Raw genomic sequence first — 23,413 nt, 5'->3', positions numbered from 1 at the left:
GCGTCCGTTGCCGAACGCCCTAGGGTTGCCTGCGTGCCTGCGATTGGCGGCTATGCCGAAAGCAAGCCGCCACGTTCACGTTATCAACTTTCCGCTGATTCCAAGTTTAATGAACGGTTAATACACGGAATTATTTTATTGCCGATGCAATCCAGGCGGTAACGCCGGCAGTATTTCTCTCGATTCCATTAGAAAGCCGCAGTTGCAGCCTCTGTTCTCGCCCGCAAACTCGTGTTGAAGCCGTTGTGGCGCCCCCTTTTTGGCGCCGCCCTCAACGGCGTCCTCCGCGCTTGGCTTGGTAATTTCTGCTAACCAGAAGGAGATTGCTATGAAAACGCAGATTGCAATTGGACTGACAGTGGCTTTCACCGCCCTCGTTGCAACGGGTGCGATGGCGCAAAGTAAATACGGCTCGGAAGCCGGCTGGGACATTCTCGTGAAGGACAATATGGGACCGGGTTGCTTGATGACAAAATCAAATGCAGACGGGACACAAGTTCAGATGGGCATCGATGCAACGGCGGCGCTGCGCGGTTACATGGCGCTCTACACAAAGGCCGACGCCAATGTTGCAGCCGACGAGAAGCTCGCGGTCCTGTTCGATGTCGATGGCCAGCAATTCAGTGGCGAGGCGAAGGGCCAGGTGATGGATGGCTATCGTGGCGCGTTTGTGTGGGTCAACAATCCTGACTTCATTTACGACCTTGCCAAGAAGACGGCTGTGACGATTACGCCCGCGGGCGGTAATCCGATTGTCGTGAAACTGGCGGGAACCGATGCCGCCTTCAAGGCGCTGAGGGCTTGCCAGGCCGCTCAGTAACGGCACTCAGGCAAAAGCGAAGGGACTGCGGGCGGGAAGCGTGGAACATCCGCCGTTGATGCTGTGCACACCCGCCGCATTTACGGCTAGCCACTCGCCAGCCTGCCGACGGGCGGCATTTTCGACCAGCTCCCGAGCGCCGGGCAATTGGCCACCGCGAACTGTTCGACAGGGCGGGTGCGTGGTTCAACATCCCTCGTTCCGGCCTTGCGCCGGAATGAGGGCAAGAAATGTTCGATCGGCTGAACGCTTCGGGCTTGCGCACCTCCTGGCCCTTGGCTTCCGCAGCACGGCTGCGGCATCCTCAGCCTTCGCGCCGGATCTCCGGCTCCGGCGAGCCCTTCCACGCGAAGGTGATCGTGCGGCCCTGGCGGATGTTCTGGATGACGGCGGGGCGGAAGACGGAGATGCATTCGCCTTGGGGATGACGGGCGGAAGGGTAGATCAGGCCGTTGCCGCCATCTGCAAGGATTGTCGCGGCGAGCGCCTGGCCGGCAGGATAGGCAAGCGCCGGGTCCGGGTCGAGATAGGCAGCCCCCGTTTCGCCGCGCACATCGTGGAAGCGGCAGGTGAAGCCGGCGATCAGCTCGCGGTAGGCGCCGATGTCCTCGAAGATGCCGGCATCGGCAAGCGCGCGGGTGCGGTGATAGACGATCTCGGCCTGGCAGGTTTCGAGCGCATTGTCGCCGAAGGCGCAGTACCAGGCGCCGCGATCCTCGGTGTTGAAACGGTTGCCCGGCGGGCGGGCGTGGCAGAAGGCGGCGTTGATCAGCGACCAGCCATAGCCGAAGCTATCGTTGAGTAGCTCGGCGGGGCTGACGCCGGCGGGAAGCGCCAGCGGGCTTAGCCGCGCCGACGTCAGCGCCTCCAGCCGGTTGAGGATCTCGATATCATCATCATCGTCGCAGAGCGGCTTGACGGCGGGTTCGTCGATATAGGCGGTCGAGATGAGCCGGATGGTGGCCGGATCGGTGAAATCGATCTCAGGGATCATAGGCCGCCGCGCAGGCCATCGAGATAGCGGCGCACTTTCATCATCGCGGGTATGCCGCCCTCGATCATCAGGTCGACGGGCGATTGGCCGTCAAACACCGGCCCGGTATTGACCGCCTTTGGCCATTGGTAGGTCAGCGGTCCGTTGAAATAGAGGCGCAGGCTCTTGAAGATGCCGACGATCAGGCTGGCGCGCATGCGCTTGTCCTGATCGAGCCGGCCCTTGAAATCGCCGGCCTTCATCCGGTTCCAGGTGGCGATCGGCACATCGAAGAGCTGCGAAGCTTCCTTGTTGGTGAGCTTCCACAAGTCGCAGGCCCTCACCACCGCCTTGACGATGACGGCTTCCTCATGTCTTGCGGCATCCCGTTCGGGGGCAAGAGCCGGCTGCGCGCTGGGCATGATCGTCTCCTATGAAACTTCTTGGCGTATCATATGATATAAAATGGATCGTTTGGGCGGGAAGTCAAGAGGCGTCGACGGTATGGTTGTCTACTTCCCACATGATGCATTGCTTTGACTGTTGCACTTCGTGTCGCCCCGGAGGGGGAGGAACCGAACGTGCCGGGGGCTACCGAATGAAAAGAAACGTGCCAAACTCCAGTAGGGTTGAGGTAAGTTGCGAAACCTATCAGCGGTGGAAGCGAGTCGAGTGGACGACAGGGGAAGCAAGCGACGAATTGACCTCATTCGTGAGTCGGCTGGCTCGCTGACGATCGGCGACGACAGTGATGGGGCGATTGTTTCAATGGCGACGATCGCTGGCCGCCTCTACGGAATTAAGGAGAGGGCGATCTACGTCATAGCTCTTGCTGACGATATTGACCCGGAGCGCACCCGAGAGGACATTCCGAATACCACTCAGAAGATCTTCGATGTCGGGTCAAAGGATGAAATTGTCATTCGGTTGCTTCTGACCGCCATCGAACTGTTCAAGAAAGATCGCCTTTCTGATTCCGTCTATTTTGAGAAGGCGCTGGCAATTGTGGTTGAGATACAGAAGGACTTGGCTGCGGCAAGCCTGATTGTTGACGAGGCCGAGGCTTTTTTAGCAAAGGCGCGCGAAAGCCAGCTTCATCCGAAAGGGAACGCGGTGTCCCTACCTTCATTTCCCGCTCTTCATTCGCAAACGAAAAGTTTCATTCAGAAGCTGGACCACGCTACGCAGAACATCTTCAATTTGTGCTGCGTATTCTATGACCAAGGTGTGCTTCGTAAAGCGGGAAAATGGTTGGACGGGCTTGCTAATCATCTGTCAAAGACGCTGGAGCCAAATGAGGATTTCGCACGTTTCGCCACCGAACTCGCAACTTTTGGGAAAATTGTTCGGAATACGAGGCATTGCATTGAGCACCCTAAGGCCAACCAACGGATTGATCTGCATGATTACAGGATCACGGCAACTCGATCATTAGCGGAGCCTACTATCTCGGTCATACATGATGAGACGCCGGTTGATCCGACTCCAATTGCTGAATTTATGCGATACTTCTATGAGCAGGCTTTGACCGGGGCCGAACTACTCATGGCCTTTCTTGCGGGATATCACGTGGCCGAATTCGGTCAATTTCCGATTGGCGTCGGTGAAGTACCTGAGAACCAGCGAAGTAACGGTGTTCGCTTTGGTTATCTGATCAACTTTGGTGGAACGGTTCATCGGCTGGGCTAACGGCTGGCTGAACATGACTGGCCGCTATGTTTGGGCGAAGTACCGTTGCGCGTCGCACGTCATTTTTTGGTGGTCGGCTTGAAGAATCGACGTTGGTCCAAGGGTGGTAAGCTCCATACATAGGTCTATAAATGCGGCCCCAGCAGCGACAGATCGGCCTCGCCGAGCCGGTCCTTGGCGCTGCGCAGCTGGTGCCAATAGGGATAGAGCACCGGCGGCAGGCTGACGGCGTCGAGCAACTCGCGCTCCTCGTCGCTCAGCTTGAGGCTGGCGGCGGCGAGATTGTCGCGGAACTGCTCCTCCTTGCGGCCGCCGATGATGACGGAGGTCACGCCCTTGCGGTCGATCAGCCAGGCAAGTGCCACCTGCGCCGGCGAGACGCCGCGCTCACTTGATATCGCGGTGAGCATGTCGACGATCTTCCACAGCCGCTCCTCGTCGCGGATCGGCGGCTCGTTCCAGCCGGCAAGCTGGCGGCTGCCGTCCGGCGTCTGGTTGCGCCGGTGCTTGCCCGACAGCAGGCCGCCGGCAAGCGGGCTCCAGACGAGCACGCCCAGCCCCTGGTCGAGGCTGATCGGCAGGAGTTCGTATTCGGCTTCCCGGGCCTCGAGCGTGTAGTGGATCTGCTGGCTGACGAAGCGGTGGCGGCGGTCGAGCGCGCTGATGCCGAGCGCCTTCATGATGTGCCAGCCGGAATAGTTGGAGCAGCCGATGTAGCGCACCTTGCCGTGGCGAACGAGCGTGTCGAGCGCTTCCATCGTTTCTTCGAGCGGCGTCTGGCCGTCCCATTCGTGCACCTGGTAGAGGTCGATCACGTCGGTCTTCAGCCGCCTGAGGCTCGCCTCGCAGGCGGCAATCAGGTGATGGCGCGAGAGCCCGCCGTCGTTCGGCCCCGGTCCCATGTTGAAGCGCGCCTTGGTGGCGACGAGCACGCCGTTCTTGCGCTTGCCGCCGAGGATATCGCCGATGATCTCCTCCGAGCCGCCGGTGGAATAGATGTCGGCGGTGTCGATCAGGTTGACGCCGGCGTCGAGGCACATGTCGACGTAACGGCGCGCCTCGTCGAGGCCGACATTGCCGACCTGCGCAAACTTGCCACCGCCGCCGATCGTCATCGTTCCCATGGTGATCGTCGAGATCTTCAGGCCGGAGCGGCCGAGCAATCGGTATTCCATGTCGCTGTCCTCTTCCCCTGGTGTCGGTCCATTGCCGTCGATGACAAACTAGGAGCGGAGAAGGGCCGAGCAAGGTGATAGTGCCGGCGAATTGGCCGCGTCGGGTCTCTTCTGAAGTTCGGTGCCGTCGTCAGGTGACGGGCGAAAGCGGCCCAGGCGCAGTGCTCGGCGATTTCAAGGGCCGGGTGGCGGCACTCGGCGGCACGGTCGGCTACAATTTCAAGATGGCGAAACGCCGGTCTCGCTGCGGTTGAAGCTGTTCCAGGAATTCGCAGCGAAGAACCGCATGGAAGGGACCGCCGGTTTTGTGACGGTCGCCTTCCCGATCGGCACGCCGCCGAAGCAGGTCGAGTAGCGTCACCCTGGACCGCGTTTGCCGGGGCTGCGTCAGGCCTCGGCGAGAAACCGCGCCGGCATCAGATCCCTTAAGGGAAACATGTGGAAGTGGGGCCGTGCTTCGGCCAGCACGCGGCGCATCGAGGGGCGTTCGAGCAGCCGCTCGAAGTAGGCCTGGAGATGCGGGTGCTTGTCCGCAAAGGGCTCGACAATTCCAGCATAGAAGAGAGCAGGGGCCGCGGCGCAATCTGCTAGACTGAAGGCGGCGCCGCCGGCAAAGGCGTTGGCGGCGAAATGCCGGTCGGCCATGCCGTAGGCGACGCCAAGCGTCGCGCGGGCGTCGGAAACGCCGCGAGGGTCGTTCTCGCCGCTTGCGCGCAATGTGTCAGTGACGATCTTCTGCATCGGCACGTGGATGTAGAGATCGAAGAAGCGATCCCAGAGCCTCACCTGCAGCGCCGCGTCGATATCCCCCGGGATCAGCGGTCGGCTGCCGGGATAGTGGCAGTCGAGATACTCGATGATGACAGAGGTTTCCGGGATCGTCGCGTCGCGGGCGCTGTCGCGCAGAACCGGCATCTTGCCGACCGGCCAGAGCTCGGCAAAGCGGGCCGCCTCTTCAGGGTCCAGAAGGTCCACCAGGCTGGCCTCGAACGGTGTGTCGTTCTCATAGAGCGCGATCAGCACCTTGTGGCAGAACGAGGCGAGCGGATGCAGATAAAGCGTGAGCGACATGCGGGCAGCCTCCGATGCTGACGTTACTGCGTTGCGTTGTGTGCGGCAGCGGCGTGCAACGCGCAGGGGTCTGGTTTCACGCGTGAAGTTATTGCAAAACTGATGCTGTTTTGCAATCAGTTTATGCGGTGGCCCCAGTGTCGTGCGAGGTATTGCGCGGCGCCGGATCTCTGCGTTTTTTCTCAATGCCTTTGAAAGTCAGAAACCTGCCCTAGAATTAATAGAAGGCGGGGCGTTGCAACGCACGGCGCTCTCGCGATCTCGATAGGGGAGGATCGCCGATGCGCTGCTTCACGGTAGTTGGGCCTTCGCAGACCGGAAAGTCCACGCTGGTGGAAAAACTGTCTGCGCTGGGGGAAAGCTCCAGAAAGGTCATGTCACCTTACGGATTGAACGTCACCGAATTCGAGATCGGCAAGGAGGCCTGGTGCGCGCTCGACGCGCCCGGCGCCACCGAAGCGCTTGCCCATGCGCAGCACGCGCTTCTGGCAAGCGACGCCTGCGTGCTCTGCGTCTCGCCGGCGCCGGAGGAGGCGGTGCTGGCGGCACCCTATCTCAAGGTGATCGAGGCGTCGGGCACGCCCTGCATCATCTTCGTCAACCGCATGGACGAGCCGCGCGGCCGCTTGCGCGATGTCATCGCGGCGCTGCAGGACTATTCCAGCCACATGCTGATCCTGCGCCAGGTGCCGATCCGCGAGGGCGACAGGATCGTCGGCAGCTGCGACCTGATTTCCGAGCGCGCCTGGCGCTATCGCGAAGGCCAGACCTCGGCGCTGATCGAGATCCCCGATACGGCGCTGGAGCGCGAGAAGGAAGCGCGCGCCGAGCTGCTCGAACACCTCTCCGAGTTCGACGACTGGCTGCTCGAAGAGCTGATCGAGGATCGCGAGCCGGCAAGCGACACGATCTATGCCATCTCCTCACGGCTGCTCCGGGAAAACCGGATCATTCCCGTGCTTGTCGGGGCGGCGAGCCACAGCAACGGCATCCTGCGGCTGATGAAGGCGCTGAGGCATGAGACGCCGCCGGTCGATATGCTGCGAAAACGGCTGGGTGAGGCAAGCAACATCACTGAGACGAGCCTCGCCGCCGTCAGCTTCCACGCCTACCACCGCCAGAATGTCGGCAAGACCGTGCTGGTGCGCGCCCTTTCCGGTGGCATCAAGCAGGGGGCAGCGCTCGGCGGTGGCGGTGTCGGCTCGCTGCAGGATCCGGCGACCGGCAAGCCGCTTGCGACAGGGATACCGGAGCCCGGCACGATCTTTGCCGCCGTCAAATCCGATCATTTGCCCGTGCCGGCGCTTCTGACCGCCACGGCCGCGTCCGAAGCCCCGGACTGGACGGTGCCGCCGACGCCGATGCTGGAGCGCATCCTGGTGCCCGACAGCGAGCGCGACGAGACCAAACTCTCCGGAACACTGGCCAAGCTCGCCGAGACCGACCGCAGCCTGAAGGTGATGCAGGAGGAGGGCACCGGCGCGCAGCTGATCTGCGTGCAGGGGCCGGTGCACTTGCGCGATCTGTGCAAGACGCTGGCCGATGTCTTCCATGTGGGGGTCACCGACAGGCCGCCGAGCCCGACCTATCGCGAGACCGTCCTCAAACCCTCAGATGTCCATTATCGGCACCGCAAGCAGACGGGTGGCGCGGGACAGTTTGCCGACGTGAAGCTCAGCGTCCACCCCAACGAGCGTGGCGGCGGCTTCAGCTTCAACGAAACGGTGAAGGGAGGTGCCGTGCCGCGCAACTTCATTCCCGCAATCGAGGCGGGTGCGCGCGAGGCGATGGAAAAGGGACCGCTCGGTTTTCAGGTCATCGATGTCGGCGTGACGCTGACGGACGGGCAGCATCACGCTGTCGACAGCTCCGAATTCGCCTTCCGCGCCGCCGCAAAGATGGGCGTGCGCCAGGCGTTGTCACAGGCCTCCGCCGTACTGATGCAGCCGGTGGTGCGCGTCGAGATCCACATTCCGTCGATCTACTCCGGCAGCCTGGTGCCGATCGTTTCCACCTACAAGGGGCAGGTTCTGGGTTTCGACCGCGACGAAGCCGCCAAGGGCTGGGACGTCTTTCGCGCGCTGGTGCCGGGTGCGGCGCTCGATGAGCTGGCGCGGGCGCTGCGCTCGGCAACGCAAGGGATCGGCTATTTCTCCAAGAGCTTCGATCACTTCGAGGAACTCTACGGCAAGGAGGCGGATGCGGTGATACACGCCCATGGCACGGCGCAGGCCGGATAGGCGTCCCGACCGATGGCATTCGCGTCGGCTGCGGTGGGCGAGGACACCGGATAGTCCCTTCGACAAGGGCCTGCATCGGCCCATTTCCCGCCAAATCGCTTGCCCTGGCTGGAGAAGTGCGGCGCGCGCCTTATCTCACCCGGACGCGAACAGCGAAAGGACCATACGATGGCAAAGAATACGATCTGCCTATGGTACGACAAGGACGCCGAGGAGGCGGCCAACTTCTATGCGCAGACCTTTCCCGACAGCGCAGTCGGTGCCGTTATTCGTGCGCCTGGAGACTATCCGTCCGGCAAGCAGGGGGACGTCCTGGTTGTCGAGTTCACTGTTGCAGGCGTTGCCTGCATCGGGCTGAACGGCGGCACCGCCTTCACCCACAACGAGGCCTTCTCCTTCCAGATCGCGACCGACGATCAGGAAGAGACCGACCGCTACTGGAACGCCATCGTCGGAAACGGCGGCAAGGAGAGCGATTGTGGCTGGTGCAAGGACAAGTGGGGCATTTCCTGGCAGATCACACCGCGCGTCCTGACCGAAGCGATGGCAATCGGCGGCGCTGAGGCAAAGCGTGCGTTCGACGCGATGATGACGATGGGGAAGATCGACGTTGCCGCGATCAAAGCCGCGCGGCGCGGCTGAGCCGCAGTCTCGTCGCCAGTGTGTAGACAGCACTGAACGTCATCGTCTTCGCCAAGAGGGCTGGAAGGCGAGATCATTGTCGACGGCGTCCCTATACCCGGAAAACCAGGGGCGTGTGTCAGAAACGAGCCCAGCCTCGCCGTGGGTTAGGGCAGCATCTTGGCTATCCGTAGATGTGCTTAACCCGGAAGTACTATAATTGGTGCGAAATTGCTCTATAGTGATGGCATAATTGTGCAATTGTTTGAATTGCATGGAATAAAGTCAACGTCATAGTGCCGAAGTGATTAAGAAAACAGACCTCATTACGCTAGATAAATGTACCTTTCCGTGCCCGGAAGGTGCTTGTAATCCTTTATATAGACCAGTCTGCGTTACTTTAATCGTATCCGTTGTCTACCGTGACTTGCAATCGGCTCATTTTGGGTCGCTTAGTGTTGGATCAGGCCAGCCGACAGGTCTTGTCAGTATCGACAAGGCACGCGATTTCGCGCGGCTATCACGACAGAGCAATCCGAAGCCACGACCTCCCCATTACAATTCCCGTCGCAGCGCGCATTGCTTTGCCTTTCGCCTGACAAAACGGAGGAATGAGCATGGCAATCGATGCAACTCCAACACGACGAGATATACTTTTGACCGGCGGGTCGCTGCTGGCGATGTCGGCAATCGGCACCACTGCGAGCGTCGCCTTGAGCCGCAGCGCGATGGCGCAGACAGCCGGCAAGAAACCAAACATCGTGGTCATCATGGCGGACGATGTCGGCATCTGGAATATCGGTGCCTACAATCGCGGCATGATGGCGGGTCGCACGCCCCATCTCGACAAGCTTGCCGCAGATGGGATGCTCTTTACCGACTACTACGCCGAGGCCAGTTGCACGGCGGGGCGCGCCAACTTCATTACCGGGCAACTTCCGATTCGAACCGGCATGACCACGGTTGGCCAGGCAGGGTCCCCCATCGGTCTGCCTGCTGCCGCGCCCACCATTGCAACGGTGCTGAAGTCTATGGGGTATGCCACCGGACAGTTCGGCAAGAACCATCTCGGCGATCTCAACGAGTTCCTGCCGACCGTTCATGGGTTCGATGAATTCTTCGGCTACCTCTACCATCTGGACGCGATGGAAGACCCGGCACATCCTGGTTATCCGCAGGAACTGCTGAACGTTGTCGGTCCGCGCAACATGGTCCATTCCTGGGCCACCGACGTGGACGATCCGACGGAAATGCCGCGATGGGGCAAGATCGGCAAACAGAAGATCGAGGATGCCGGCACGCTCTACCCGAAACGCATGGAGACGGTGGACGACGAAATTAGGGACCTCTCCTTCAAGTTCATCGACAAGGCAAAGGCCGACGGCAAGCCGTTCTTCCTTTGGCTGAACCCGACACGGATGCACATCGTCACGCATCTATCGGAAAAGTACGAGAAGATGCGCAACTCGGAGAATGGCTGGACCATCCATGAAGCGGGAATGGCGCAGCTGGACGACATTGTCGGCGAAACCATGCAGAAGCTGAAGGACATGGGCGACGACGACAACACCATCGTCATATTCACCACCGACAACGGCACGGAAAACTTCACCTGGCCGGATGGCGGGCAGACCCCGTTCTTCGGCGGAAAAGGCACCACCTACGAAGGCGGCTTCCGCGCCCCGGCAATGATCCGGTGGCCAGGGCATGTTCCTCCGGGTTCAATTTGCAACGGGCTGATGTCCGGCCTCGACTGGTTCCCAACCCTTGTGGCCGCCGCCGGGAGTACCAACATCGCCGTCGAATTGAGAGCGGGCAAGGAAATGGATGGCCAGACCTACAAGGTGCACCTTGATGGCTATGACCAGACCAGCCTGCTCGCTGGAACCGGCCCCTCGAACCGCCACGAAATCTGGTATTTCGCCGAAAGCGTGCTCGGCGCGGCCCGCATCGATGACTACAAATACACCTTCATGGAACAGCCCGATGGCTGGATAGGCAACACCATCAAGCTGGATGTGCCGACCGTTGTGAACCTGCGCCTCGATCCGTTCGAGCGAACGGCCTTTTTCAAGGGCAACGTCGGTTCGCAATCGTACTTTGAATGGTACAAGTTCGAGTTCTGGCGCTTTGTCCTCGTCCAGCAAAAAGTCGAGGAACTGGCAAAGTCGGCGATAGAATTTCCGCCGATGCAGAAAGGCGCAAGCTTCGGAATAGACGGTGTCAAGGCGCAGATCGCCGAAGCGATGCGCAAGCAGAACGGGCAGTAAACCCGGTTCGACATCCAGTGTCGGGAGCCGCCGATACGGTGCGGTGCGATTGGAGAGCCTATGCTCCCCAACCGCGTCGCACCGTGCCGAACAGCTGCGGCTGTCGGCTCCCGCTGCGATTTGGCTGATCTCTGCCGCAAAGATCTGGCGACACCTGATTGCGGCACGCGCATTTGCGATGCGTCACCGGGGACACCGCAGACAGACCTCGATCGGCCTCTCGAAAATTGAGACTTGTCGCGCGGGGGCGATCGGCGTATTTATTGCCCGTCGCGAAAAGCGACCGCTTCCCTTGATCCGCTCAGTGGCGGAGTAAACAGGTGGACGAATTGGCGTCCAGGCGGTCAAGCACATGTCATCCGTGCGCTCTTGAGCATGGATCGGCCAGCGGCTCCCAAAATCAATACCTGCACCTTGCAGCATGGCGCTTCACCTATGGCGCACAATTCGCTGCAAGCCCTTAAACTCGCTGCGCTATTCCCGCCATAATCCAAATGGTGTGGGGAATTGTGCGCAGCCTTATCGCGAGCGTTTGGCGCCTGTCGGCGCCCGCATGCTTGCGCCGGAGCGTGCCATGACCAGACCCCTTATCGTCATTTTCATTGCCATCGTGCTCGATGCCGTCGGCATCGGCCTCATCTTCCCGATCCTGCCTTCGCTCTTGAAGGAGGTAACCCACGCCGACAACGTCGCGCCCTTTATCGGAATAATGACCGCGCTCTACGCGGCCATGCAGTTCGTCTTTGCGCCGGTTCTCGGTGCGCTGAGCGACCGGCTCGGTCGCCGGCCGGTGCTTCTGATTTCGCTCGGCGGTGCCGCCATCAACTACCTGTTCCTGGCCTTTGCGCCCAATCTCTTCCTGCTGTTCATCGGCCGCGCCATTGCCGGCCTGACGAGCGCCAACATCTCCGTGGCGATGGCCTACATCACCGACATTTCACCCGAGGACAAACGCGCCCGCCGCTTCGGGTTGTTCAACGCCATGTTCGGCATCGGCTTCATCATCGGCCCCGTTCTTGGCGGCGCTCTTGGCGATCATTGGTTGCGGCTCCCCTTCATCGCGGCGGCCGTGCTCAACGGCTGCAACCTGCTGCTTGCCTTCTTCATCCTGCCGGAGTCGCGCACGCCCAGCCGCGAGAAACTCGACCTTTCGGCGTTGAATCCGCTTGCGCCGCTGCGCTCCGTGCTTTCGGTGAAGAGCCTGCTGCCCTTCATCGTCCTCTTCTTCATCTTCAGCGCCACCGGCGAGGCCTACGGCACCTGCTGGGCGCTCTGGGGTGGCGATGCCTTCCAGTGGAACGGGCTTTGGGTTGGGCTGTCGCTCGGCACCTTCGGCGTCTGCCAGACCCTTGCCCAGGCCTTCCTTCCCGGTCCGGCCGTAAAATTGCTCGGCGAGCGCGCGGCCATTCTGACCGGTGTCGCCAGCGTCTGCACCGCGCTCGTAATCATGGCGCTTGCGACGGAGAGCTGGATGATCTTCGCGATCATGCCGGTCTTCGCGCTCGGCGGAATCGGCGTGCCGGCGCTGCAGGCGCTTGCAACCGGCCAGGTGGATGACAGCCAGCAGGGTCAGTTCCAGGGCGTGCTGGCGTCGGTGGTGAGCCTCGCCTCGATCGTCAGCCCGCTGGCGTTCTCAAGCTTCTACTTCGTCGTCAGGGAACAATGGCCGGGAGCGATCTGGCTGTCCGTGGTCGTCGTCTATGCGATGGCTGTGCCGCTGGTTCTCGGCTTGCGGTTGGGGCCGAAGCCGGCGCCTGCAAAGTAGCTACGGCGTGCAAGGTGAGCGGTGATCGTCTTGCTGTCGCCGGGAAGGCGCGGGTGCACGTTTCGAGTTCGAAAGCGGCCGCGTCTCGGACAGCAACTTGGCGTCCGTTGGCGGACGCGCTGTCTCTCAAGTTTTGCTGTCGTGCAGCTCAATCAGACGTCCGCAGCCACCGAGCTCTGCAACGGTCTCCGCGGCCCAAGCGTCGACTTGATGATCCGAGAGGGCGGATTGCGCATTGGCGTCCTTTGCGAGACGTTTAAGATCCGACGCGTTCAGCTTTGCAATTGCTTTCTCGGTGTCCGAGTAAATTTCGGTCCCTGGGCGACAGCCATCTCGTTCGAGACGTTTCAGAAAGCGATCTTGCATCGATCTGGGTTCCGCGCCGCAGTATTTTTCGGCAAGGGCGAAGGCGATCAGTTCAAAGTCGAGGCCCATAAAGCGGGTCTGGATCGGGTCATTCGGGCCGAAGCTGGTTCTGCAATAACTAGGCGTCTTGGCGAAGGCTGGGCCACCAGAGGCGAGCGCCAGCGCCATGATGGTGATGAATCGAAACAAATCGGCCCCGCATTACTAAAACGTGTGCATGGGCGAAATGTGTAGTTTGAGCGTGCTTCTTGATCAAGCACTCCTCGGGGTTTTCCTAGCCAACAGTGCCGACGTGAGCAATCTCGGCATATCTGCGCTGGCGGTCGCCGATTTCCTGCAGGAGCCAGCCGAGAAAGCTCTTGGTCACCGGCTTGGTGCGGAACAGCTCTTCCTGGCAGACGAACTGATAGGTCTCGTTGGGTTCGTAAAAATGGTCGTGCGCCAGGCAGACCTGGCCGGATCTGAGTTCGTACTCCACCATGGTGCGGTCGATCAGCGCCACGCCCTGTCCTTCCTTCACCGCTTCCAGAATGATGTGCTGGTCGTCGAAGATCAGGTCCTGGCGGCTGGGCGTAAGCCTGAGGCCGGAGGAGGCGATCCAGCTCTGCCATTCCTGCAGTCCGCGATAATGCAGGCGGTTGCCGCAGAGCAGGTCGTGCTTGTCGACCTGCGCCTCCCAGATCGCCTTGCCGCAGACCGGCACGAGACGTTCGCGCAAGAGCCGCTGGGAAAAGCGGGCGGGCGGCGGGTGCAGGCAATAGTCGATGATGACGTCGGCGGTGCCGGTGGCGGGCGTGTTGGTTTCGAGATGGGAGAGGTGGATCTGCAGGCCGGGATTTTCCGCCAGAAACTGGGAAATGCGCGGCGCGATCAGCTTCATCGAGAAGAACGGCCCGACCTTGACGCGCAGGATCTTCTGGGTGTTGCGCGGGCGGATATGCTGGACGACGCCTTCGAGATCGTCGAAGGCACGGTTGCAGGACGCAAAGAGCAGGGCGCCTTCGGGCGTCAGCTCGACGCCGTGCTGTTTGCGGACGAAGACGCTCAAGCCGAGATTGTCTTCGAGAATCCGGATCTGGTGGCTGATGGCGCCCTGGCCGATACAGAGCTCGTTTGCGGCTGCCGTCAGGCTGCCATTGCGCGCCGCCGCCTCGAAGGCGCGCAGGGATTTGAGGCTCGGCAGATCGCGCATGGGCTTCTCCGGATGGCTGAACAATGGCTCGACCATATATGAATTTTTTGGATGGCTGTGATTATTTCTTTGACATTGCGAAGCGCTGCCGCATCGCCCATTGTCGACGAATAATAAAGCGAAAACGCAACAACGATCGGCTGTAAAATAACGGAATAGCACGCGAAATCGGCATCGGGTTCGGCCCGATGCTTGGCTTTGCGGACGATCACCCGGAAGGCGCCGAGACTGATAACAAAGGGAACGACATGCAAAAGAAGTTCATGCGTGCGTCAGCACTTTTCTTTGCCTGCGCGATGGCCGGCACCAGCCTTGCGGCAGACAAGCTTTCGATCGGCACGGAAGGCGATTATGCGCCCTTCAACTATGTGACGGCGAGCGGCGAAATCAAAGGTTTCGACTACGACATCGGCCAGGCGGTCTGCGCCGAGATCAAGGTGGAATGCGTGTGGAGCACCAACGAGTGGTCCGGCATCATTCCCGCACTTCAAGCCAAGAAATTCGACGTAATGATTGCCTCGATGGCGATCAACGAGGACCGCAAGAAGGAAGTGGACTTCACCAAGCCCTATTATTTCAACGCCATGCGCTTCATCGCCCGCAAGGACCTGGGGCTTACCGACGTTTCGCCGGAAGCGCTGAAGGGCAAGGTGATCGGCACGCAGTCCGGCTCGGTGGCGGTCGAAGCGCTGCAGGAGTTCTTCCCCGACAGCGAGGTCAAGCTCTACCCGACGCTCAGCGAAGTCTTTCTCGACATGGCCAACGGTCGGCTCGACCTGATCCTCGAGGGCCAGATGGCGCTGACGGACTGGCTGGCCAAGGATGACAGCGGCTGCTGCGATTTCGTCGGCGACAGTTTCATCCTCGATACGGCGCAGGGCAACGCCATGGCGGTGCGCAAGGGCAACGAAGAACTGCTCGGCAAGCTGAACGGCGGGCTGGAGGCGATCATGGCCAACGGCACCTACGACAAGATCCGCAAGCAGTATTTCGACTTCGACATCATGGCGCGGCCGAAGAGCACGAGCGAATATTTTCGGTAGATAGCGAGGGGGTAGGGCCAGGATCGTTGCGGGTTCATCGGAACCCCTCATCCGGCCTGCCGGCCACCTTCTCCCCGCGCGCGGGGAGAAGGGACATCGCGGCAGCCGCTCGTATTCCCAACGACCACCGGCCCTCTCAGTTGTCGCCTCTATCTCGACAAGGTGACGGGGGGCAGCCTGGCTCCCCGCCGCACGCTCAGCGAATGCGTGCGCAGGGTGAATAGGTTCGTAGCGGATCTCGTTCCCTCTCCCCGCCTGCGGGGAGAGGGCTAGGGTGAGGGGCAAGCCACACAAGGAACTTGTGATGGGCAAGCCTCTTCCAAGAAATTCGCTTGTCGCGCGCTGCGTTTCACGCAGGGCGCGACAAGCGACGGGCGCGGCGCCGGGGTGTTCGCGCTTCCCCGGCGCCCGTTTCCTCGATCTTCTCCCAGTCCCCGAATGAAAGTGCATGCCATGAGCTTCAAGGTCGCCGTTCTCGAGTTCAACCAGGAAACCAACACGTTCTCGAAGCTGAAGACCGGCTTCAAGGATTTCGAGATGTGCCACTATTTCAAAGGTGCGGCGATCGAGGACAATTGCCGCGGCACCAATTCGGAAATCGGCGGCTTCATCGACTGTTGCGACCGCTACGGCTGGCAGCCGGTCTACACGGTGGCGGCGCGGGCCGAGCCCGGCGGCCGGATCGACGAGGCGACGCGCCTGCGGTTCGTCGAAGACGTGACGTCGGCGCTCGTTGGGGAAAAACTCGACGGCGTCTTCATCGTCTTTCACGGCGCCATGTGCACGGAGACATCAGACGACGCGCAGATCCAGCTGCTTCAGGTGCTGAGAGGGATAGTCGGTCCGGATCTGCCAATTGCCGCCACTTTCGACCTGCATGCCAATTCGGCGCCCGACATGGCTGACCTTCTTGATATTGCCGTGTCGTTCCGCACCTATCCGCATGTCGACATGGCGGAATGCGCGATGAAGGCCGGGGCTCTGCTGGAAGCGGCGATGCGCAAGGAGATCGCGCCCGCCATCGCCATTCGCCAGCCCCCGATGATCAACGGCTGCAACGACGGGCGCACGACCCATGCCTGCGCCATGACAGAGCTGCTGGATATCGCCGATGCGATCGCGCGCGAGGACGGTATCCTCGCGACCTCCATCAATGCCGGTTTCTACGACGCCGACATCCACAACACCGGCCCGTCGGCGGTGATCTGCTATGACAAGGCGCGCCTGGCCGACACTGAGGCGATTGCGCACGCGGAACGGCTCTGCGACGAGATCTGGCAGCGGCGCGAACATCAGGACGAGCAATTGCCGCTGACGGCACTGCCCGGCGCCATCGCGAAACATTTGGCGGCCAAGCCCAAGCCCGGGCCGCTGGTAATCGCCGATTTCTCCGACAATCCCGGCTGCGGCGCCTATAGCGATTCCACCTGCCTGCTTACGGGTCTCTTGCAGGCGGGTGTCACCAATGCCGCCTTCGGGGCGCTGTGCGACCCGGCTGTGGTTGCCGAGCTGATCGAGGCGGGCCTCGGCGCCGAGCGCGAGGTGACGCTCGGCTGCAAGATCGACCCCGCCGTCGGCGGCGGGCCGATCCGCGTCAAGGGCACGGTGCAGGCGATCTCCGACGGGCGGATCATCTTCGAAGGACCGATGTTCCAGGGCCTGCCGGCGTCGCTGGGGCCCAGCGTGCGCTTCCGCGTCTCAGGCATCGACATCCTGATTTCGAGCGAGCGCCAGCAGCTTCTCGACCAGAACCTCTTTCGCGCCGTCGGCATCGAGCCCGCGAACTACGACATCGTCGTCGTCAAGTCGCAGCAGCATTTCCGCGCCGCCTTCGGCCCGATCGCGTCCGAGATCATCGAGGTCGATGCGGATGGCTTGAGCACCGCCAATATCGGCGCGCGCACGTATCGACGCGTGCGCCGGCCGATCTATCCGCTGGATCGGGCGGAGGAGATTGTGGCGGCGGTCGTTCGCCAGGGAGCGCTTGTCTGAGACGGCAATCGTTTGGCGACCTGCGTTGAGCGTGGGTAACGCCATCTCAACGCCTTCAGCATCGGGCAAGGAAGCCATCAGCCATCGCGCCGACCGCACGTTTCGCGCCGGCAGCGTTCATTGGCGTGGCTATCTGTAATGCAGAAAAGTGGATTTCTCGCCAAGACGCTGCGTGAACCGCTCGAGGTCGACGATGGCGCGCCGATGGATACCTTGTCCGATCAGGCCTGTTTCGTCATGGCATGTCACCTCGAAGAGGAGGGACTTGCCGGCTATCTCGATGAGCTCCACGTCGGCGGTAACCGTCATGCCGACAGGCGTTGCCGCGACGTGGCTGACATCGACGTGCGTTCCAACGGTTCTTTGCGCCTCACCGAGATAGGGGCGCAGACCCTGGATGCAGGTCTGCTCGATAAAGGCGATCATCATCGCGGTGGCGAATACGGGTGGCATGTCGCGAAATCCTGGCCACGCGTCATCGATTTCCGGCACCGTGTGAAGCGGTGCTACCTTCAGATGCTCTGTATGCCGCAGGCCGGCTGCGAGAACAGGAGGTGCAATGGATTGGTTCATAGTCTTCCCACACGCATGTTGATCGGCCACCAGACCGGGCGTTTTCTGGTCGGGTCTCCCCACAGGTCGGAGATGTCGTGAACAAAGGCCTCGAGGATATCCTCGCGCCCGGCTTCGTTGATGCGGCGCACGGCGGACCAGGTCGAGATATAGCCAAGGACCTCGCCAAGCTCCCAGGCTCGATCTATCGCCATTTCGGGATAGTCCATCGCTTCGAAGGGGAAATCGATATCCGCATAGCCGGAATCCACGAGCTTGCGCTCCGGTGGCCAATAGGGCCCGACCTCGTCTTTATAGAACCTGTCGAACCGCTCCTGAAGGTCGGCGGGCGCTAGACGCATTGTTCCATAGCTAACCAACGCGATGACTGCACCCTTCGCGGCGATCCGGGATGCCTCCTTGTAGAAGGAGGGGCGGTCGAACCAATGGGCGGCCTGGGCTGCGGTCACCAGGTCGACACTGTCGTCGGGAAGGGGAAGCAGTTCGGCGGGCGCGCAAATGTAGTCTACGTTTACGTGCCTATGGGCGTTTGCAATCTGGTCTCGGCTCGGATCGGCACCGACGACTCTGGCGAAGTGCTCTGCGAGCTGGCAGGTAAGCTGGCCGTTTCCACAGCCGACATCGAGCGCGCATCCCCTGTGATGCACCGTGTCCGCAAGGAACCGGGAGAGCGCGGCCGGGTATTCCGGCCGAAACAAGGCATAGGCGCTGCCTCCCTTGTCGAACCAATTCTGCGTGGCCGTGTCTTTAACCCGCATCGGTGACCTCCCGATCTTTAGCGGCGGCTTCCAGGCGGTCCGCGAAACCCTGTCGCTCCAATACCGCACTCAGTGCCTCCAGGACCTGGAGGAGTGGATATCCGATCTCATCCTCAAGCTTCTGGATGGCGGCGAACGTGATCTCCCAGTGCGGCTCCAGCGTCTTCAGCAGTTGCTTGCCTTTTTGTGTCAGGCGTAGACCGCTCTTTCTGCCGTCGTCGACGGCATGTCGAGCCACCAGCCCATCCTTCAGCATCAAACCCACGGTCTGGCTGATGGCGCCCTGGGTGAGATTGCTGCTGTTTGTAATGTCCGTGACGGTTTCTGCCCCTGCGCCCAGCGCGCGCAGGACGGGTGTGTATCGCGGCCGATAATCCATCTGGAGCGCGCGGTACCTTTCGGCTGCACCTTGATCGACGAGTTCGCCGACATATCGCAGGAGTTCGCCCAGGCCGGGTTTGTGTTCGATGTCCATGATTGCAAATTACATTAGCACTAATGTAAATTCAAGCTCGAAGTTTTGCGGTCCGACCGAATCGTCTGGTTCGGGCTGCCGCCCTCGCTCGGCACGATCACTGCGGCGCTGTAACTTCTCCGTGGATCGGAGTGGTCTTTCGGGGCGGTGGCGACGGCGCATTGTCGCGATTGACTGATCTGGTTCGTCCTTGGGTTGGACCAGCGAGAGGAGAACGCGATGAGAGAGTTGATCCTGAAGATGTCCATGTCGCTCGATGGCTTTGTCGGCGGCCCAAAGGGTGAAATCGAATGGGTGTTCAGCGGCGATCAAGAGGCCATTGCCTGGTCGGTGGAGACCGTGGAAAACGCCAGTCTGCACATCATGGGCAGCCGCACCTTCAAGGACATGGCGGCCTTTTGGCCCACCTCCACGCAGGCCTTCGCGCCGCCGATGAACCTCATTCCCAAGGCTGTTTTCTCAAGACGGGGGCAGGCGATCCTGAAGGCGGCGGGAGCGACCAGAGCGCTCGAAGATGCCCAGACCGACGCGGGCATCAGCCACTCGGGACAACTGCAACCGGGCGCGCAAAGCTGGAGCGAGGCCTATGTTGCCAGCGGCGACCTGGCCGACGAGATCGCAAAGCTGAAAGCCGGGGACGGCAAGCCGATCCTCGCCCACGGCGGCGCCGCCTTCGCGCGCAGTCTCGTCGCGGAAGCGCTGGTCGATCAATACGTCCTGCTCGTGCATCCGGTGGTGCTTGGCAGGGGCTTGCCGATCTTCTCTGAAATCACCGCGCAAAGGCGTCTCAAGCTGGTCAGCTCAAAAACCTTTCCAGGGGGCGCGGTGGCGCAGATTTATCGGCCGGCTTGAGCACGTCCGTGCATGCGAGCGACTGGTTCCTAGTGCAGATGTCCCAGCTTGTCGGGATTGCGCACGACATCGACCACGTCGCCACGACGTCGCAGGTTTATCGAGTATGTCTGGATGGGCACGGCGGCAAAAAATCGCGTTGCTGCACGGTGGCGCTAATGTTTTCAATGTGTGAAAGAGTTGTTAGGAGGGATCTCCGTCGAAAATGCAGTGTATGATTTGATGGGTGAATCAAAAGAGGATTTGGTAGAGCAGCCGCTCGGCACGCTGGCCAAGGTACTGTTGTTGGCCTGGTCGTTGTTGGGGATGTTGCCTCTGTCCGCCATGGTGGTTGGCTATCACTTCCTGCCGTCGAGCGAGTGGATGTCTACAACAAGCTTGCCTGGACTTGGGGCCGGCCTGGTCTCAGCCGGCTTGGTGCTTTGGCTCTTCCTAAAAGGTGCGCGCATGGTTCCAATCAGTGACATGAATATGGCTGTCGGTGCCGTGTTCGCTCCGATCTTCGGCTACCTCGTGGGAAAGAACATCGTTGTCATCGCCGGTCCGATGATTTTTGCGCTGGTTGCGGGCCGCCAGGTTGAGCTCACTTTCACCGTCGCACGCGCCGATAGTGACGGGATCAGTAGATGCACTTCGCCGCTTGAACTCGAGGGTCTTCCACTCGTCTTCGACACTCTTTGTGGAGTATCAGAGGATTTCAGGCGGGAACTTGAACCCGGCCAGCGCATCGTCGTCATCGGTCGCGGCACCAGTTTGGGTGTTTATGCGGAAGGTCTGCGTCGGATTTATTAGGCACTCTAATGACCGCAATGGCCGCAAGCTATCAAGCCCCTCGCTTGACAATGGGCGCTGCAAGCCGTTCCGCACTTTTGCTGGAATTGCCCTAATGCAGATGCCCCAGCTTGTCGGGATTGCGCACGATATAGATCGCCACCACCTTGCCGTCCTCGATCTCGAGCGCCGTCGACTGCAACTCACCGTCAGCCTCGCGGGTGACGAAGCCGGGCAGGCCGTTGATGAAGCCGGCGCGCACGAGATCCGAGCCGTGCTTGCGGAAGAGGGCGGCCAGTTGCTCGTGCACCTTGATGACCGCGTCGAAGCCGAGGATCGGGTGCATGGCGGCCGAGCGCTTGCCGCCGCCGTCGGCGTGGATGCTGACATCGGAGGCGAGCATGGCGCCGAGCGCCTTCAGGTCCCCGCTGCGCGAGGCGGTGAAGAAGGCTTGCGCCAGCTCGACGCCGCGCTGTTGTTCGACCTGGAAACGGGGTCGCCCCTCGCGCACATGGGTGCGGGCGCGGGCGGCGAGTTGGCGGCAGGCGGCCGGATCGCGGTCGATGGTTGCGGCGACTTCCTCGAACCCGAGACCAAAGACGTCATGCAGCAGAAAGGCGGCGCGCTCGAGCGGCGACAGGCGCTCCAAGGCGAGCATCAGGGGCAGGGTGACGTCCTCTTCCGGCTCTTCCTCGACGATGGGGTCGGGCAGCCAAGGGCCGACATAGGTCTCTCGCTTGAGCCGCGCCGACTTCAGCTGGTCGAGGCAGAGCCGCGTGACGGTGCGGCGCAGGAAGGCTTCTGGCTCGCGCACCGCCGAGCGGTCGGCCCCCATCCAGCGGATGAAGGCCTCCTGCACCATGTCCTCGGCATCAGTGACGGAGCCGAGCATGCGATAGGCGACGCGGATGAGCTTTGGACGCAGCGGGGCGAAACTCGCCGCTGCGTCCTCCTTTGCGCTGTCCGCCATCAGGCGGCCGCCTGCGCGGACTTGGCTGCTGCCGGCTCGATCCACAGGCCGAAGCCGACGGCGAGGCGATTCCAGCCGTTGATGACGTTGATCATGAGCGTGAGCTTCACCTGTTCCTCCTCGCTGAACTGTTCGGCCAGCGCCTGACGGGCGCTTTCGTGGGAATGGCCTTCCGACAGGCGCGTGAGCGCCTCGGTCCAGCCAAGTGCTGCACGCTCGCGTTCGGAATAGCAAGGGGCTTCGCGCCAGGCCGAAAGCAGGTAGATGCGCTGTTCGGTCTCGCCTTTGGCGCGGGCTTCCTGCGTGTGCATGTTGATGCAGTTGGCGCAGGCATTGATCTGCGATGCGCGGATCTTGACGAGCTCGATGAGATCGGGCTCGAGGCTGGCGGCGATGGCCATCGAGACGCTGGTCCAGCTCTTCATCAGTTGCGGGGCAGCGGCGAAAAGGTCGATCTTGGCAGTCATGGTTCCATTTCCTTCTGTTGGTTCCGATACCATGACGAGACAGGATCGGCCGGTGTGACATGGGGGCCGATTTTTTTCTTTTCCGCACGCCCGGCTTTCCTCAGCGGGCAATCGCTTTCGGCCGACTTGCCGCGGGCGTAGCTCATGTGCCTGCACATGTCGGACCTTGTCACCTTCAAGATGCGTCGCCGTTGGCGGTGAGGGCGCCTAATCCCTTTAGACAGCTGTTCCTGCTGCGGGCGATGTGTGAGTGTGTCTTTCAAGCGGCAATCTATTTCAGGTAGCAACTGCATGCTCTGGGGAGGAGCCCATGCCGGAGGAGATCAATGCTGCATTCGATATTCCATTTGTCTTCGAGATAACGATCGATGACCTCGAAACGATTTGGCGCAAGTTTCAAGACCGACGTTTCACCTTGACTGCCCAGTCACCAAGCATGCTCAGTGAACGGCGCTCGGAACTCGAAGTGTCTTTTGGGGCCAGTGATCTATTTCTGGAAATTGACTACGTCGGCATCCCTGTGCATGGCATTGAAAAGACCGCCGTGGAGACAGTTGTCGCGGCGATCCTCATGCGCCGCATTGGCGCAGCCATCCGAGAGCTTGCATTGGAGGCGGCGGAAATGGCTGCCTTCGCCGGCGGGCGCGGCCAGGAGGAGGGGCGCCTGCAATTCGGCGAGAACGGTGCAATCGTCGGCGTTAAAGCGGACTATCTTGCCCGCCTGCTTGACCCGTCTGGAGACCATGCGGGCGACGGCTGCGTCTTCGAAGTCCTGGACGTTTCACTCAACAGTCCGTTGCGCGTGCGGTCGAGGATTGCCTCGATGATGCTGTCGCTGAATGTGGCAATAACGCCCGTTGGCGCAGCGGCGACGGACTACAATCTCATTCTGAATTCCATCAACACGTTCATAGCGGCCGCGAACTTTGGCTACACGCTGTCCGTCAATCGTCAGCGCGAAACGGATAATCTATCAAGAGCGATAGAGCAGGAATTTCTGAGACTGGATAAGTATTGCCAGAACGGCGATGTCCGGCTTGTGCAGACTTATCTGAAGAGGCTGGGCCACTATCAAGGCGAGATAGACAACAAGTTCGGGCCGACTTCTACGCAGGCGGCAGAGAATTTCGCCAGGGCATATCGAATATACGACTACGTCCATTTTAGCGATCGCGAATTTTTGTACACCCTCGCCAAGGTGTATATTCACCACCAGATCCTCGTTTCCGCACCGCCTCCGTGAGGGTGCGACCCCGACTGAGCGCGCTGCCAACGACGGCACGTCGATGTGCCGGCGACCAGATCCGGCACGAGAGCCGGCGATCTGTCA

At 61.1% G+C, this 23,413-nt stretch carries 22 protein-coding genes; 11 read left to right on the top strand and 11 right to left on the bottom strand.

Going from position 1 to position 23,413, the window contains the following annotated elements:
* Positions 1-259: 259 nt before the first annotated feature.
* Positions 260-820 carry a hypothetical protein gene (locus HT585_RS09240; RefSeq protein WP_246707612.1) on the top strand — a complete coding sequence of 187 codons (561 nt, stop codon included), beginning with the start codon at positions 260-262 and terminating at the stop codon, positions 818-820.
* Positions 821-1,124: 304 nt separating this feature from the next.
* On the opposite strand, the gene HT585_RS09235 is transcribed toward HT585_RS09240, so the two are convergent.
* Positions 1,125-1,814: an RES family NAD+ phosphorylase gene (locus tag HT585_RS09235; RefSeq protein ID WP_176352626.1), complete on the bottom strand. Its 690-nt coding sequence runs from the start codon at positions 1,812-1,814 to the stop codon at positions 1,125-1,127.
* Entirely contained in the window at positions 1,811-2,215 is a 405-nt protein-coding gene (locus tag HT585_RS09230) for an antitoxin Xre-like helix-turn-helix domain-containing protein (RefSeq protein ID WP_173420435.1), read from the bottom strand. Before HT585_RS09230 ends, HT585_RS09235 begins: the two co-directional genes overlap by 4 nt.
* Positions 2,216-2,465: 250 nt before the next feature.
* Between HT585_RS09230 and HT585_RS09225 the strand changes: the two genes are divergently transcribed.
* The gene (locus HT585_RS09225; RefSeq protein WP_176352625.1) at positions 2,466-3,482 is read left to right on the top strand and encodes a hypothetical protein; all 1,017 of its coding nucleotides are present in this window, start codon (positions 2,466-2,468) and stop codon (positions 3,480-3,482) included.
* Positions 3,483-3,607: 125 nt separating this feature from the next.
* Here the strand turns inward: HT585_RS09225 and HT585_RS09220 are convergent, their stop codons facing one another.
* Positions 3,608-4,657 carry an aldo/keto reductase gene (locus HT585_RS09220; protein WP_176352624.1) on the bottom strand — a complete coding sequence of 350 codons (1,050 nt, stop codon included), beginning with the start codon at positions 4,655-4,657 and terminating at the stop codon, positions 3,608-3,610.
* A gap of 387 nt (positions 4,658-5,044) precedes the next feature.
* Positions 5,045-5,728: a glutathione S-transferase family protein gene (locus HT585_RS09215; protein ID WP_176352623.1), complete on the bottom strand. Its 684-nt coding sequence runs from the start codon at positions 5,726-5,728 to the stop codon at positions 5,045-5,047.
* 281 nt (positions 5,729-6,009) lie between these two features.
* Between HT585_RS09215 and HT585_RS09210 the strand changes: the two genes are divergently transcribed.
* The 4 genes from HT585_RS09210 to HT585_RS09195 all read left to right on the top strand — a co-directional run bounded on the left by HT585_RS09210 (position 6,010) and on the right by HT585_RS09195 (position 12,624).
* A complete protein-coding gene (locus HT585_RS09210) occupies positions 6,010-7,968 on the top strand; it encodes an elongation factor G (RefSeq protein ID WP_176352622.1) in 1,959 nt (652 codons plus the stop codon).
* A 168-nt stretch (positions 7,969-8,136) separates the two neighbouring features.
* Complete coding sequence (locus HT585_RS09205) at positions 8,137-8,610, top strand: VOC family protein (protein WP_176352621.1); 474 nt, start codon at positions 8,137-8,139, stop codon at positions 8,608-8,610.
* Positions 8,611-9,206: 596 nt separating this feature from the next.
* On the top strand, positions 9,207-10,859 hold the full coding sequence (locus HT585_RS09200) for an arylsulfatase (protein ID WP_176352620.1): 1,653 nt from the start codon (positions 9,207-9,209) through the stop codon (positions 10,857-10,859).
* Between the two features lie 574 nt (positions 10,860-11,433).
* Entirely contained in the window at positions 11,434-12,624 is a 1,191-nt protein-coding gene (locus HT585_RS09195) for a TCR/Tet family MFS transporter (protein ID WP_176352619.1), read from the top strand.
* Between the two features lie 126 nt (positions 12,625-12,750).
* Here HT585_RS09195 and HT585_RS09190 read toward each other — a convergent pair whose 3' ends face one another.
* On the bottom strand, positions 12,751-13,179 hold the full coding sequence (locus HT585_RS09190; protein WP_246707611.1) for a hypothetical protein: 429 nt from the start codon (positions 13,177-13,179) through the stop codon (positions 12,751-12,753).
* Positions 13,180-13,264: 85 nt separating this feature from the next.
* On the bottom strand, positions 13,265-14,182 hold the full coding sequence (locus HT585_RS09185; RefSeq protein ID WP_176352618.1) for a LysR substrate-binding domain-containing protein: 918 nt from the start codon (positions 14,180-14,182) through the stop codon (positions 13,265-13,267).
* 248 nt (positions 14,183-14,430) lie between these two features.
* On the opposite strand from HT585_RS09185, the gene HT585_RS09180 reads away from it, so the two are divergent.
* Both HT585_RS09180 and HT585_RS09175 read left to right on the top strand, forming a co-directional pair.
* Positions 14,431-15,225: a transporter substrate-binding domain-containing protein gene (locus tag HT585_RS09180; protein ID WP_246707610.1), complete on the top strand. Its 795-nt coding sequence runs from the start codon at positions 14,431-14,433 to the stop codon at positions 15,223-15,225.
* 453 nt (positions 15,226-15,678) lie between these two features.
* Positions 15,679-17,217, top strand: coding sequence for a M81 family metallopeptidase (locus HT585_RS09175; protein WP_176352617.1), 1,539 nt, complete (start codon positions 15,679-15,681; stop codon positions 17,215-17,217).
* Between the two features lie 129 nt (positions 17,218-17,346).
* Here HT585_RS09175 and HT585_RS09170 read toward each other — a convergent pair whose 3' ends face one another.
* The 3 genes from HT585_RS09170 to HT585_RS09160 are packed head-to-tail and all read right to left on the bottom strand — an operon-like array spanning position 17,347 to position 19,023.
* Positions 17,347-17,790: a thioesterase family protein gene (locus HT585_RS09170; protein ID WP_176352616.1), complete on the bottom strand. Its 444-nt coding sequence runs from the start codon at positions 17,788-17,790 to the stop codon at positions 17,347-17,349.
* Positions 17,787-18,548: a class I SAM-dependent methyltransferase gene (locus HT585_RS09165; RefSeq protein WP_176352615.1), complete on the bottom strand. Its 762-nt coding sequence runs from the start codon at positions 18,546-18,548 to the stop codon at positions 17,787-17,789. Before HT585_RS09165 ends, HT585_RS09170 begins: the two co-directional genes overlap by 4 nt.
* Complete coding sequence (locus HT585_RS09160; protein WP_176352614.1) at positions 18,538-19,023, bottom strand: MarR family winged helix-turn-helix transcriptional regulator; 486 nt, start codon at positions 19,021-19,023, stop codon at positions 18,538-18,540. Before HT585_RS09160 ends, HT585_RS09165 begins: the two co-directional genes overlap by 11 nt.
* Positions 19,024-19,242: 219 nt before the next feature.
* On the opposite strand from HT585_RS09160, the gene HT585_RS09155 reads away from it, so the two are divergent.
* Complete coding sequence (locus HT585_RS09155) at positions 19,243-19,875, top strand: dihydrofolate reductase family protein (RefSeq protein ID WP_176352613.1); 633 nt, start codon at positions 19,243-19,245, stop codon at positions 19,873-19,875.
* A gap of 210 nt (positions 19,876-20,085) precedes the next feature.
* On the top strand, positions 20,086-20,667 hold the full coding sequence (locus HT585_RS09150) for a hypothetical protein (RefSeq protein ID WP_343213950.1): 582 nt from the start codon (positions 20,086-20,088) through the stop codon (positions 20,665-20,667).
* Positions 20,668-20,758: 91 nt separating this feature from the next.
* Here the strand turns inward: HT585_RS09150 and HT585_RS09145 are convergent, their stop codons facing one another.
* Together HT585_RS09145 and HT585_RS09140 are read right to left on the bottom strand one after the other, a co-directional pair.
* Entirely contained in the window at positions 20,759-21,616 is an 858-nt protein-coding gene (locus tag HT585_RS09145; protein WP_176352612.1) for a sigma-70 family RNA polymerase sigma factor, read from the bottom strand.
* Positions 21,616-22,083, bottom strand: a complete 468-nt coding sequence (locus HT585_RS09140) for a carboxymuconolactone decarboxylase family protein (protein WP_176352611.1) — start codon at positions 22,081-22,083, stop codon at positions 21,616-21,618. The genes HT585_RS09145 and HT585_RS09140 overlap by 1 nt, the downstream gene beginning before the upstream one ends.
* Before the next feature lie 310 nt (positions 22,084-22,393).
* On the opposite strand from HT585_RS09140, the gene HT585_RS09135 reads away from it, so the two are divergent.
* Complete coding sequence (locus HT585_RS09135; RefSeq protein WP_176352610.1) at positions 22,394-23,326, top strand: peptidoglycan-binding domain-containing protein; 933 nt, start codon at positions 22,394-22,396, stop codon at positions 23,324-23,326.
* The last annotated feature ends 87 nt before the right edge of the window (positions 23,327-23,413 follow it).

Origin of the sequence: Ensifer oleiphilus (assembly GCF_013371465.1) — a bacterium.
Classification (GTDB): Bacteria; Pseudomonadota; Alphaproteobacteria; order Rhizobiales; family Rhizobiaceae; genus Ensifer; species Ensifer oleiphilus.
The sequence above is the reverse complement of the archived record's forward strand: the minus strand, read 5'-3'. Positions and strand labels throughout refer to the sequence as shown.

What these genes read in the sequence shown, in the direction of transcription:
- HT585_RS09235 (WP_176352626.1), bottom strand. Translation starts at nt 1,814, where the DNA reads ATGATCCCTGAGATCGATTTCACCGATCCGGCCACCATCCGGCTCATC.
- HT585_RS09230 (WP_173420435.1), bottom strand. Translation starts at nt 2,215, where the DNA reads ATGCCCAGCGCGCAGCCGGCTCTTGCCCCCGAACGGGATGCCGCAAGA.
- HT585_RS09220 (WP_176352624.1), bottom strand. Translation starts at nt 4,657, where the DNA reads ATGGAATACCGATTGCTCGGCCGCTCCGGCCTGAAGATCTCGACGATC.
- HT585_RS09215 (WP_176352623.1), bottom strand. Translation starts at nt 5,728, where the DNA reads ATGTCGCTCACGCTTTATCTGCATCCGCTCGCCTCGTTCTGCCACAAG.
- HT585_RS09210 (WP_176352622.1), top strand. Translation starts at nt 6,010, where the DNA reads ATGCGCTGCTTCACGGTAGTTGGGCCTTCGCAGACCGGAAAGTCCACG.
- HT585_RS09205 (WP_176352621.1), top strand. Translation starts at nt 8,137, where the DNA reads ATGGCAAAGAATACGATCTGCCTATGGTACGACAAGGACGCCGAGGAG.
- HT585_RS09200 (WP_176352620.1), top strand. Translation starts at nt 9,207, where the DNA reads ATGGCAATCGATGCAACTCCAACACGACGAGATATACTTTTGACCGGC.
- HT585_RS09195 (WP_176352619.1), top strand. Translation starts at nt 11,434, where the DNA reads ATGACCAGACCCCTTATCGTCATTTTCATTGCCATCGTGCTCGATGCC.
- HT585_RS09185 (WP_176352618.1), bottom strand. Translation starts at nt 14,182, where the DNA reads ATGCGCGATCTGCCGAGCCTCAAATCCCTGCGCGCCTTCGAGGCGGCG.
- HT585_RS09180 (WP_246707610.1), top strand. Translation starts at nt 14,431, where the DNA reads ATGCAAAAGAAGTTCATGCGTGCGTCAGCACTTTTCTTTGCCTGCGCG.
- HT585_RS09175 (WP_176352617.1), top strand. Translation starts at nt 15,679, where the DNA reads ATGAGCTTCAAGGTCGCCGTTCTCGAGTTCAACCAGGAAACCAACACG.
- HT585_RS09170 (WP_176352616.1), bottom strand. Translation starts at nt 17,790, where the DNA reads ATGAACCAATCCATTGCACCTCCTGTTCTCGCAGCCGGCCTGCGGCAT.
- HT585_RS09165 (WP_176352615.1), bottom strand. Translation starts at nt 18,548, where the DNA reads ATGCGGGTTAAAGACACGGCCACGCAGAATTGGTTCGACAAGGGAGGC.
- HT585_RS09160 (WP_176352614.1), bottom strand. Translation starts at nt 19,023, where the DNA reads ATGGACATCGAACACAAACCCGGCCTGGGCGAACTCCTGCGATATGTC.
- HT585_RS09155 (WP_176352613.1), top strand. Translation starts at nt 19,243, where the DNA reads ATGAGAGAGTTGATCCTGAAGATGTCCATGTCGCTCGATGGCTTTGTC.
- HT585_RS09145 (WP_176352612.1), bottom strand. Translation starts at nt 21,616, where the DNA reads ATGGCGGACAGCGCAAAGGAGGACGCAGCGGCGAGTTTCGCCCCGCTG.
- HT585_RS09140 (WP_176352611.1), bottom strand. Translation starts at nt 22,083, where the DNA reads ATGACTGCCAAGATCGACCTTTTCGCCGCTGCCCCGCAACTGATGAAG.
- HT585_RS09135 (WP_176352610.1), top strand. Translation starts at nt 22,394, where the DNA reads ATGCCGGAGGAGATCAATGCTGCATTCGATATTCCATTTGTCTTCGAG.